The organism is Streptomyces olivochromogenes (genome assembly GCF_021538895.1).
Taxonomy (GTDB): Bacteria; Actinomycetota; Actinomycetes; order Streptomycetales; family Streptomycetaceae; genus Streptomyces; species Streptomyces olivochromogenes_A.
In genome coordinates, this window is sequence record NZ_JADDRL010000190.1 from 1 (window position 1) to 10,349 (window position 10,349).

Here is a 10,349-nt window from a genome sequence, read left to right on the forward strand (position 1 = left end):
AAGAGGCGTGGCTGAGACCGGAACCGGGTTGCTGGAAACACACGCGCGCCTGCCCGTTCGGCGACCCCGCGGCTGTGGCTGACTTTCCCTGGCTGAGGTCCAGACGGGGCGACATGGGCAACGCCAGGCAGTACGACGGGTACAGCTCCCTACGGGAGCCCTCCTCCCTGAGAAGCCCCCGCGCCGCCCTTCCGTGCCCCTCCGCACTGCCCATCGCTCCCCCAGCGCGCGGCGGATAACGGACCCTAGCCCCAAGTAAAAGAGCGTCAGTCCCCCATCTCCGCGCTGACCTGCGAAGACGCCTCTCACGCCCCAGATCCTGCGAACTGCCAGGCAGTTCCTGGAACAGCACACCCAGTCCGAGGGATCGTGGTGCCCAGTTCCCAGGAACTGGGCAGATTGACTTCACGTTCATGAAGACGGCCGCGAAATGTGCTCGTGTACGCCTTCCGAGGGGTGCTGGGGAACCGTCGGCGGAGCCCGGCGACATGTCCGAGGAGCGGGGTTGATGAACTTCTTGCTCATGTACGTTAAGTTCATCTGGTCGGCCTGAGAGCCGCCGCTCGTCGAGTCATCAGCACCCAGGCACGGAGGCCCTGTTGGGAACAGCGCGCAGACTGCTGGACGCTGACACCGGCGAGATCGTCCCCTACGCGCCCTACGCCTTCTCCGGCCGGCACACCCAGGTCGACAAGGCGCGAGTGGAGGCGATCTCCGAGAGCAGGGCCTTCACGCCCAGCCAGAAGTTCCTCGTCCTGTGGTGGATCGGCGTCTCGCCGGAAGGCCTGGAGCCGCTCAAGTCCACCGGAGCGGACATCGCCAAGCGGGTCGGCATGTCGACCGACGCCGTGGGGAAGATCAACCGGAAGCTGGCCAAGCACCGCATCCTGATCGTCCGTGGCCGCATCGGGAACTACAACTTCTACCGGATCAGCCCGTACATTGCGTTCCACGGGACGGGCATTGAGCAGCGCGAAGCCATCAAGACCTGCAACCCGCCGGACATCCCCGGATTCGACGAGTCCACCCCTTCGCGGTGGGAGGCAAAGTGAACGACACCAAGGACATGACCCTCCGCCTGCTGACGCACACGGCCGGCCTGCCCGCCAACCAGCGCCTGATCCTGACGCTCTACGCAGCCCACCCCACGGACCGGGCCGGCACTGTCAGCAAGACCGCGGCCGAGCTCGCAGAGGTCCTCGGGATGTCGCCCACGGTCTTCTCCCGCACCCGCCGCCAGCTCGTCGAGGCCGGCTGGCTGGAGGAGTCCGAGCGCCTCGGCCACATCCGCTACTACCGGCTGAGCCCGAAGGCCACCGGCGAGGAGGTCGTCGTACCCCTCCGCCGCGCCACCTGACACGTTCCCCCGGACCGGGTTGATTGACCTGAAGTCCATCAACCCGGTCCGCCGGGACGTCATCATTGCGTTGACGTCCATACGTGGCCGGCACCCACATGATCTACTCGACACGTGGGCAGCTCCTACATGGACTACCGAGGGTTCGGCTTCTGGGTCCGCGATCACCAGGCCGAAGTGTGGCTGTACCTCCTGGCGCAGGAAGCCAAGGAGGTCGCGGACGCCCCCGCCTGGCTCGCCGCCGCCCGCGAGGACTGGGGGAGACAGGCCACGGTCGGCTTCACGGGATTCGTGTCGTCCTGCCTGGACGAACACCTGGCCACCGACCCCGAGCGCACAGCCCTCACACTCCAGCTCTCGGAGCGGGCCCTACAGCGACTGCGCGCCTGGTCCCCGGCCATCCCGAAGGACCTCGCCAACTCCTTCGGCACGGGCGGCCCCTGCTCACGCTTCGGCGGGGACCTGCCCACCGACCCGCTGCTGGCCTGCGGCCGCGCCTTCGTCAGCCTCCTTCGCGGAGAACTCCCGCCCGGCCACAGCACCTGGGCACGCTGACACGACACCCCACCGGCGGACGGCCCACCCGACACCCGCACCAACGACTCGCGGCTCGTACGCTCACTGCTCTGGGGCGGATGCGCAGGGCGGGACCCCAGAGAGCAATGTGACACGGGTCACGGGAACTCGGTCTGTTCGCCCCGCAGTTAAAGGGGGTGAGCACAGATATGCGTACCCGGGTACGGGCCGGGGATCCGAGCGCCTTCGCCGAGCTGTACGACAGCTACGCCCGGGCGGTCTACAACCACGCGTTCCGCCTCACCGCCGACTGGGCGGCGGCGGAGGACGTCATGGCCGAGACCTTCATGGAGGCCTGGCGGATGCGCGACCGGGTCGGGGCCGAGGGCGGCTCCCTGCGGCCCTGGCTGCTGGGCGTCGCGACCAACGTCGCCCGCGGCCACTACCGAAGCAACCGGCGCTACCGTGCCGCCGCGATCGCCGCCGCGGAGGCCGAGACCACGCTGCCCGATCACGCCGAGGAGGTCGCGGGCCGGCTCGACGACCGCCGGCGCATCGCGGCCGCGCTCCGCGCACTCGCCCTGCTGCGCAGACCCGAGCGCGAGGTCCTGACGCTGTGCCTGTGGGAGGGCCTGGAGTACACGGCGGCCGCCGAGGCGCTCGGGATCCCCGTCGGCACGGTCCGCTCCCGCCTCTCCCGGGCCCGCGTGAAGCTGCGCCGGCTGACCGAAGCCGAGCTGGCGGGACCGCCCGTCCAACTGGCAAGAAAAAAACGGGAACTCGCCCCGCTGGATCGCCAGACAAGAGGAGAACGTAACCACGCGATCCGGCCCGTATCGGAAGGAAACCGATGAAAGCGACCCCGTCCCGGCAGAGTCCGGCCGAGTGGGAAGAGACCGCACTCCTCCTGCCTCAGACGGCGCGCGAACTGCCGACGGGCCGTCACCAGTTCCACAAGGAGCGCCTGATGGCTCACATCGAGCAGGACATCCAGCAGAACAACCACACGGCGACGGCCACCGCGCCGCAAGCCCGCCCGAAGACCGGGCGATTCCGCCTGCTCCGCCCGGCGATCACGCTCCCCGCACTGGCCTGCGCCCTGGCCGGCGCGGTCGTCGCCACGTCGGTAATGAACGATGGAGACGGCGTCCGGCAGGGCGGCGTCGCCACCGGTCCCGCCCTCACCACCCAGCTCGGCACCCCGACCACCAAGGGCGTCCCGCAGCTGCTCGACCAGATCTCCCTCGCGGCGGCCGAGACCGGCAACTCCGCCGTCAAGCCGGGCCAGTACGTCTACATCGAGTCGAAGATGGCCGAGACCTACATACGGCACGACGGCGACAAGGTCAGCCTGGCCAGCCACGCGCTGCACAAGCGCCAGATCTGGGACTCCGCCGACGGCACCAAGGGCTGGCTCATCGACCCCGCTGTCAACCACGACCCGGCGGGGGAGACGCTGTCCCTGCCCGACGAGCTGGGCAACACACCGAAAGCCACCCTCAACGCGCCCTCGTACGACTTCCTGGCCAAGCTCCCCACGGATCCCGACAAGCTGCTGGCGATGATCTACAAGGCGAGCGAGGGCCACGGAAACAGCCTCGACCAGCAGGCGTTCATCACCATTGGCGATCTCCTGGGCGAGTCCTACCCGCCTGCGGAGCTCTACTCGGCGCTGTTCAAGGCTGCTAAGAAGATCCCCGGAGTCGTCGTCGTCCCGGATGCCAAGGACGCGCTCGGCCGGCCCGGAGTGGCGGTGGCCCGCCTGGACGAGACCGGTGGCTCCCGCGAGGAGTGGATCTTCGACAAGAAGACCCACGTCTTCCTCGGCGAGCGCGAAGTCCAGGTGAAGGAAACCACCGAGGACGGCGGCCTCCTCAAGCCCGGCACGGTCAAGTTCACCAGCGCCATCGTCAAGCGCGCGATCGTAGACGGCATGAAGCAGCTCCCCACCCAGAACGGCTGACGCCTCCACCGGTGCCCCGGCCGCGCCCCGCAGGGGGAGTGCCGGGGCACCAGCGTGCCGGTGTCCGTCAGATGCCGTTCGGTGCGCTCCGGTTGTCGAAGTTACCGGTGAGTTGTTTCACAGGCGGTGGGCCGATCGTCAGCGGAACCGCGGGTGGGAGGCCCGTCGTGAACTACTCACGTCGAAGACACCGGCACTCCGCCGGACTGACCCAGGGGGACTTCCACTCATGCGTCTGCGTACCGCCACCCTCGCGACGGCCGCTGTATTCGTCGCCGGCCTCAGCCTCACCGCCTGCAATTCGGGCGATGACGATGCCAAGACCGGAGATACCTCCAGCCCGGTCGCCACGGCGTCGTCGAAGGCCCCCGCCACCGCTGCCACGTCCACGGGCAAGCCGGGTGGCACCCAGGCACCTGCGACCGCGACCGGCTCGTCCGGCTCCGGATCCGGCGGCGGCGTCAGCGCGTGCACCACGAAGACGACCACCGTCCAGTTCATCGCCTCGGCCGCGCACGCCAGCGAGTCGGAGCCCGCTGCCGCCACCGTCAAGGTCACCAACACCTCGGGCAGCACCTGCACCATCGTGGGCGCAAGCGCCTTGACCGCCAAGGACGACCAGGGCAAGGCCAACCCCATCGAGACCGACAACGCGGCTGCTGGCACCGACGCCGTCGACATCGCCCCCGGCGCCTCAGCCACGGCCGATGTCCTCTACACGGACCTCAACTTCGAAGGCAGCCAGTCCGCCCGCGAGGTCTGCGCAGTACAGGCCTCCAAGGTCGCGATCGCGCTCCCGAAGGACATCGCACGCACCGTCAAGGTCACCAAGGCGAATGGCTCGGCCGGCGTCTTCAACGTCTGCACCAAGGACGTGAAGTTCGGCGCCTTCCACTCCTAGGACCGGGACTACGCCTCGCAGTTCCTGGGGTCGGCGCCAGCGGTCTCGGCGACGTACTCCTCACGTCGCCGACAACCCCTGCCGGACCGCGGCCCCGGGTGGTGCTGCACCTGCTCGCCACCAGGGTCCCCTGCCAAGAACTCGGTCAGGACACCGCCCTGCACCAACTGCCCGTACTGGCGTTGCGGGCATGGTGCCCCAGACCGAAGGGGGCGACCCCTCCTGACAGTTGGCGCTGGCCGCCTCGGCGGTCCCCGAACGGGTGAGCGGCCGACCGCCAGGCGTCGCGAGACGCGCCTTCGGAAACCGGCGGGAGCGAGGTGCTATTACGCCGTAATAGCGACGGCGCGGGCTCCGGCGGGGGAGGGGCGGTCCCTGAACAGGTCCCAGCACGGCGGATGAGCAGCATGAGGCCGCCCGACGTGGTGACCTCGACCCCTGCAATGCGCGAACTGCGCGCCCCGAGTGGCCCGTTCGCGTACAGCTGAGGGTGGTTGCGTTGCCACACGCTGGGGCCGGTGCAGCAGCAGGTGGCCGGGTTGGTAGCTCCTGCGCGCCGGGCATCGGGCGCCCTCGGGGATATTGCGGGATGGCGGCGCCTTCGCGCGCCCGTCCCGGTGATGAGCGGCTGCTGGCCGGGCCGACGGCACAGGAGCGGGTGAACAGCCGGTCGAATTCATCCAGAGTGATGATGTTCGGCACGCGGCTGACCTCCTTGGGGCCGAAGTCGACGAGCAGTTCACGCGGGACCATGATCGGGACTTCGTTCTCTCCGAGGTGTTGCAGGCGGGCGATGTCGTCAGAATGGTGAGCGCCGGCCCGTGGACGATCACTTCGCCGGTGTCGAGGTCCTCGTGGACGGCGGGGCAGCCGTTCACGCCACTGCCGGTGCCGTTGAAGCGCAGGCGACGCGCCGTGATCAGTTCCTTTCGCCGGATTTTTGATCAGCTTGACGTCAGGGTGCGAATCCCGGCTATGACCACCATGCGGCTGCGTGAGAAAACTCCGGCATACATCACTGCTACCCGAGAATATCCGCGCATAGTGCCTGTTCCTCTCAACTGAACTGCGCTGAAGCTGAGTTCATGGTGACAGGGAAGCAAGCCGCGGACACAACGGATGTCACAGCGGCCGCGGACACTCCGTGGGACGGGCTGACGGCAGCAGGGAATGCGCTGCCGTCTCCGAGGGCGGCCGCAACATCGACGTCACTGAACCCGATTACACACGGCCGTGTGCGCCAAGACCCCGCCCCTCGACGGTCCGAGACCATCCGGAAGAGGTGCGCATGAACGCGTACATGCCCCAGATCGATGACCTGGTGTGGGATGACAGCACACGCAAGGTCGGCCGGATCATGGACCACGTCGGCCCCCATTGGCAGCTCAAGCCGCCCGGCGGCGGCCGCGAATGGGACGCACACGGTCCGCTGCGACCCGCCACACCGGCCGAACAAGAGTCGGCTGACGTCGCCCGGTTAACGCCCAGGCTCGCAGCGAGGCACCGTGAGTGCGCCGACCAAGACTGACCAGCCGCCGCTCTCGGCAGAATGCACACTGGCCCAGCGCCCGGACTACAAAGATGTGTACGGTGAGTGCGTGCACACAGACACAGGACGTGCCGCTGCCACACTCGCACGGCGTGCTTCTGGTGCGCCGCTGCGGCTGTGTCTGTCACCGGCGGGGCGAAGCTCGGTGAGCACCAGCTTGCGCGCGACTGCGATGAGGAGACCGCCAACGCGCATGAGGTCATTGCATGGGTAGGGGCCCGGCGCGCCACCGCCATTCCAGGCCGGCTGAGCGCGTCTCCGTTGCTCCGGATTGCCGAAGTGACCGGTGCCCCCTTGGATGGGGGGCTGGTGATTGTCGAACTTCGGGCGCCCTGCGGGGCTGATCCGGCACCACGGATGGAAGCGTTTCGGAACAGGGCTACTGCCATCCAACATTCGAACTTATCGGACTATCCGGGAAGTTCGGCAGAAAAGCGAAGCTCAGAACCGGCCCGCGCACGCCCGAACTCAGAGCCGCCGGTATGGCATGACCTTTGATCACCTCGCAGGCCGTCAGAGTGGCGCACAGGGCTTTTGGATCTTGGAAATGACTGCCGAGGGGTATCCGGACGGGTGAACGGCCCCCCGTCCGCGGCGCATGACGCCCCCTCCGGACCATCGGTTCCATGAGTCAGGAAACCCTCGGGAGTGAGCTATTACGCCGTAATAGCGACAGCGCGCGCTTCTGAGGCAGCGGAGGGGCAGCGTTTGCGTATCCGATCGTGGAGTGGGGGAGGGGTGGTTGCTGACCAGTCAAGTACGCCACCTCTCAGAAACCGTCTTTGAACTCCCGCAAGCCCGTGTCGCCAGTGTTGGAGAACGCTGACGACGCCTCTTTCGTCCTGTGTCGGGAGGGTGGAAGAGGCTCACTATGTGCATACCGGAGTCGGGGACGTCCAGAGACAGCTGTGGCGGTCAAAGCTACTGAAAAAGACGCGAGTTGGGGCGGAGATCGGCAGCTCGGCGTCATGGGTGTCTCTCGTGGACAACGGGGAAAGCTTCGTGCCGCAGCCGGTATTGGCCAGCCGATCTACCGCCGTATCGACAACCCGACCGCCGGGATACGTGGCGGTCTGGGCGGAACTTACGGAGTGACAGCGGGACACCGATGCAAACATTTTCAACGCGATCGAGCACGCACTGTGACGTAGAAGATCGTGGTGGCCATTCCACGGCATGGAACCGGACAAACAACGGAAAGTTCGCGCCACGGATCTTGCGTGGCGCCTGTGAAACCCCTGAGGATGAGCGGCGGTGAAACACATGTTCGAATTTTCCTCAGGAGGAAAAGTAAAGACACGTGTTCTGTTCCCGCTGCTCGCCACGGCGGCACTGTTAGCGCCGGCTGCCACGGCGTCGGCCGACACCGACGCCCGTCACGTCTCGGCGCGCCCCGCCGCCCTGAGCCCCGACGCCTGCAAAGACAAGGACAAGGGCCACATCGTCAAGTGGTACTCCCCCCACGTCCCCTTCGCCCGCGTCCCGCTGCGGTGCGGTCAGGTCGACGACAGGGGCCGGGGATTCGGCTTCCGCAAAATCCGCGCCAAGCACTGGGAGCCCTTCGTCGACGAGGAGATCGCCAACACCCTCGCCCACTACAGCTCCACCTGGCAGCAGGACGCCAACACTCGGGTCTTCGTCCTGAAAGACCTGCCGCCGTGCGAGTCGGGCCAGTACCGCGTCGTCGTCTCGTACCTGAACTACGGCTCGACCGGGATCAAGGGCATCATCACCGCCTACCACGAGTCTCTCCCCGGTGTCACCAAGCGCTGCTGAGCCGTACCCTGCGTCCATGACGTTCTCCAGCGCGGACGCAGCCCGGCGTACTGCCGTCGCCCTGGAAGGCCGCATGGTGACCGATCCGACGTGGGGCGTTGTCACCGTCACCGACGTCGAGGCCGACGGAACCTGCTGGCCGATCCAGGTTGCTTTTTCGGCGGCCGGCCGACGCTGGGAGACAGCATTCGAGATCGGCGACGTCGCAGACGAGCGAGAGCCACTGCCCGAGAACTTCGGTGAGGATCAGGCGCAGGAACTGGCGTCGCTAGCGGTCACCTGGGTCTTGGAATGTCTCGCAGCGTGAGAGGAGCCCCCGTCGACCCCATGAGGCCGGCGAGGGCTTCGTCTCGTCTACAAGAGGGCAGAGGCGTGGAGATTCACGTTCAGGCGGTCGACGTGGAGAAGATCGTGCAGTTCTGGGCGGGGATTCCCGGTCGAACATCAACCCGTACGGCACTTTCCACCTCGACATGGACAAGCGCCTCGACCTGCTGCCCGCTACGGTGCCTGGCGCGCGCCACGCGGCGGATGGCAGGACCCGTGCAGCGGGCGAGGCGTGGGTCTTGAAGCTGCCGGCCTTGTTGTCGTTGAACGAGTCCACCTGGCGCACCTTGGTCCACGGCTTCGATTCGCAGACTGGAGCTCGACGGTTGGGCGGGACATCTTCCCCATCGGTCAGCTCGAGGAGGGCCGATTCTTCCTCGGTATCGACGAGACCAGCGAGATCTATCTGATCGAGACCTGGGTGGCGACGTTCGGCCCGGCCCAGGAGGCACTGGAGAAGCTCGTCCTAGGTATATCTCCACGGCGTATTGGCTGAGTTCGGTCGCCATGCACGGACGCGGCCGCTGGGTCAGGAGCGGGCGGAGAACGGTCGGCTGTCTGCCCACTCCCAGAAGGCCCTGCCGTTGTTCACCACGCGCTCCATCGCCGTGATCACCTCGGAGGCGTCCATGTCCGGGGGGACATCGACGGCGACGAGGCGCTCACCGCTCCACTCGCTGAGAAGTCCGCTCGTCCTGATCGCGGACTTGATCTGGTCAGTTACCTGCCCGAGGTCAGCGGCCGGCACCGCCGGGATGATCAGCATGCGCAGGGTCCGGTGCCAGGCGGTCTTGACCACCTCCCTGACGTAGTCGTCCTCGGCAAGCAGGACGCTGTCGCCGAGCGCAACTCCGTAGGTGAGGAAGGGGACGCAGGCGACCTCGTAGGTGCCGTCGTTGACGGCCTTGAGCCAGAGCTGTTCGACCTGCCCCTCCAGGCCGAACGGAGCCAGGTCCGCTCGAGCGACGTAGTTGGTCGCTGCTCGTCCGACTGGTTCGTCGTGGACGATGAACTTCATGGCGTGGGCTCCGCTTCAGATTGCGTCGGCCCGTCATCATGCCCCAGTCGATCAACGTCGCCGAGCTGGGGGTAACCCACCTTCGGAACGGTCAAGGCATCGGCTGGCGCCGTCGCGGTAGCGGACTCACCTTCGCTGAGCCCGCCAAAGGCCCGATGGCATCTGCGGCCGGTCTCCGAGACCTCACGGCCCGACCGCAACAGAACCTTCCTCTCCCTTGCACAGGTGCGAGACGGCTCATAGGGGCAGAGCGCGGGTGCGGACTGCCGATTGGGGAGGCCCTCAATACGGCAGAGCAAGGTGACCGACGGCGACATGGATGTACGAGTCTTGGCCCTGAGGAAGTTCGGGCGGCTGCATGGTGGTGGGGCCCCGTCGGGTGGACGGTGCGGTCAGGCGGCCTGGCCGAAGCCGGCTACGGCCAGGTCCTGCTCGCGAGCTTGTGCGTGCTGGAGGAGCGTACCGAGACGGCCCAGTTGAGGTCTTCGTCTGCGCCTGCCCGGGCGATCAAGGCGGTGAAGACCTACTCCCACGTGCCGTCGACGGTGTGGCCGTCGTCCAGGGGGACCGGCATGTGGAGTATGCGGACCAGCTGCTCCAGCCGGTGCGCCCTGCGACCGCGGGGCAGCTCCAGGGCAACAGCGCGAACTCATCGCCCCCGACGCGCCCGACGGCGGACGGCGTGCCACAGCAGCCTCTGCGACGTTGCCGCGGGGTTCCGGAGTCCATGCGGCCGGCCGCAGGTGGACCAGGTGCTTCGCTTTGTACTCAAGTGAGGAGAGCGAACCGGTACAAGCCCCCCTCGCCTGCCATCACCAGTTCCTGAGCGGCACCCCAGGCGCAAGTGAGCAGCGCCCCCTCGGCTCGCGTAAGAGCCACGGTGCGTTGTGTTGCGATATCCCAGATCCGTACCGTCTGGTCGCGGCCCGTGCTGGCGAGCCG

General features: G+C 67.3%; 12 protein-coding genes and 1 pseudogene. 11 read left to right on the forward strand and 2 right to left on the reverse strand.

Annotated features, from left to right (window positions below; translation table 11 throughout):
- Positions 1-599 precede the first annotated feature (599 nt).
- The 6 genes from IPZ69_RS44620 to IPZ69_RS44645 all read left to right on the forward strand — a co-directional run bounded on the left by IPZ69_RS44620 (position 600) and on the right by IPZ69_RS44645 (position 4,737).
- Positions 600-1,052 (forward strand): MarR family transcriptional regulator, encoded by a 453-nt coding sequence (locus IPZ69_RS44620; protein ID WP_235460636.1) that lies wholly within the window; start codon positions 600-602, stop codon positions 1,050-1,052.
- A gap of 14 nt (positions 1,053-1,066) precedes the next feature.
- Positions 1,067-1,357 (forward strand): helix-turn-helix domain-containing protein, encoded by a 291-nt coding sequence (locus tag IPZ69_RS44625; RefSeq protein ID WP_235460645.1) that lies wholly within the window; start codon positions 1,067-1,069, stop codon positions 1,355-1,357.
- 114 nt (positions 1,358-1,471) lie between these two features.
- Positions 1,472-1,912: a hypothetical protein gene (locus IPZ69_RS44630; RefSeq protein ID WP_235460637.1), complete on the forward strand. Its 441-nt coding sequence runs from the start codon at positions 1,472-1,474 to the stop codon at positions 1,910-1,912.
- A 170-nt stretch (positions 1,913-2,082) separates the two neighbouring features.
- Positions 2,083-2,727, forward strand: a complete 645-nt coding sequence (locus IPZ69_RS44635) for an RNA polymerase sigma factor (protein ID WP_235460638.1) — start codon at positions 2,083-2,085, stop codon at positions 2,725-2,727.
- A complete protein-coding gene (locus IPZ69_RS44640; RefSeq protein WP_235460639.1) occupies positions 2,724-3,836 on the forward strand; it encodes a CU044_5270 family protein in 1,113 nt (370 codons plus the stop codon). Before IPZ69_RS44635 ends, IPZ69_RS44640 begins: the two co-directional genes overlap by 4 nt.
- A gap of 229 nt (positions 3,837-4,065) precedes the next feature.
- Entirely contained in the window at positions 4,066-4,737 is a 672-nt protein-coding gene (locus IPZ69_RS44645) for a DUF4232 domain-containing protein (protein WP_235460640.1), read from the forward strand.
- 654 nt (positions 4,738-5,391) lie between these two features.
- Here IPZ69_RS44645 and IPZ69_RS44650 read toward each other — a convergent pair.
- Positions 5,392-5,615: pseudogene (locus IPZ69_RS44650) on the reverse strand (DUF6879 family protein); the annotation flags it as partial.
- On the opposite strand from IPZ69_RS44650, the gene IPZ69_RS47630 reads away from it, so the two are divergent.
- From IPZ69_RS47630 to IPZ69_RS44670, 5 genes are all read left to right on the forward strand, one after another.
- A complete protein-coding gene (locus tag IPZ69_RS47630; RefSeq protein ID WP_308407613.1) occupies positions 5,559-5,681 on the forward strand; it encodes a hypothetical protein in 123 nt (40 codons plus the stop codon). The pseudogene IPZ69_RS44650 and the gene IPZ69_RS47630 overlap by 57 nt on opposite strands.
- A 344-nt stretch (positions 5,682-6,025) precedes the next feature.
- A complete protein-coding gene (locus IPZ69_RS44655) occupies positions 6,026-6,265 on the forward strand; it encodes a hypothetical protein (RefSeq protein WP_308407612.1) in 240 nt (79 codons plus the stop codon).
- 1,284 nt (positions 6,266-7,549) lie between these two features.
- The gene (locus IPZ69_RS44660) at positions 7,550-8,062 is read left to right on the forward strand and encodes a hypothetical protein (RefSeq protein WP_235460641.1); all 513 of its coding nucleotides are present in this window, start codon (positions 7,550-7,552) and stop codon (positions 8,060-8,062) included.
- Positions 8,063-8,078: 16 nt separating this feature from the next.
- A complete protein-coding gene (locus IPZ69_RS44665) occupies positions 8,079-8,369 on the forward strand; it encodes a hypothetical protein (RefSeq protein WP_235460642.1) in 291 nt (96 codons plus the stop codon).
- 252 nt (positions 8,370-8,621) lie between these two features.
- The gene (locus tag IPZ69_RS44670) at positions 8,622-8,885 is read left to right on the forward strand and encodes an SUKH-3 domain-containing protein (protein ID WP_235460643.1); all 264 of its coding nucleotides are present in this window, start codon (positions 8,622-8,624) and stop codon (positions 8,883-8,885) included.
- Positions 8,886-8,918: 33 nt separating this feature from the next.
- Here the strand turns inward: IPZ69_RS44670 and IPZ69_RS44675 are convergent, their stop codons facing one another.
- Entirely contained in the window at positions 8,919-9,407 is a 489-nt protein-coding gene (locus IPZ69_RS44675) for a DUF4265 domain-containing protein (RefSeq protein ID WP_235460644.1), read from the reverse strand.
- Positions 9,408-10,349 lie beyond the last annotated feature (942 nt).

Excerpts from the sequence above, each read along its gene's own strand:
- IPZ69_RS44665 (WP_235460642.1), top strand. The coding sequence starts at position 8,079 with ATGACGTTCTCCAGCGCGGACGCAGCCCGGCGTACTGCCGTCGCCCTG.
- IPZ69_RS44655 (WP_308407612.1), top strand. The coding sequence starts at position 6,026 with ATGAACGCGTACATGCCCCAGATCGATGACCTGGTGTGGGATGACAGC.
- IPZ69_RS44635 (WP_235460638.1), top strand. The coding sequence starts at position 2,083 with ATGCGTACCCGGGTACGGGCCGGGGATCCGAGCGCCTTCGCCGAGCTG.
- IPZ69_RS44640 (WP_235460639.1), top strand. The coding sequence starts at position 2,724 with ATGAAAGCGACCCCGTCCCGGCAGAGTCCGGCCGAGTGGGAAGAGACC.
- IPZ69_RS44660 (WP_235460641.1), top strand. The coding sequence starts at position 7,550 with ATGTTCGAATTTTCCTCAGGAGGAAAAGTAAAGACACGTGTTCTGTTC.
- IPZ69_RS44645 (WP_235460640.1), top strand. The coding sequence starts at position 4,066 with ATGCGTCTGCGTACCGCCACCCTCGCGACGGCCGCTGTATTCGTCGCC.
- IPZ69_RS44675 (WP_235460644.1), bottom strand. The coding sequence starts at position 9,407 with ATGAAGTTCATCGTCCACGACGAACCAGTCGGACGAGCAGCGACCAAC.
- IPZ69_RS44625 (WP_235460645.1), top strand. The coding sequence starts at position 1,067 with ATGACCCTCCGCCTGCTGACGCACACGGCCGGCCTGCCCGCCAACCAG.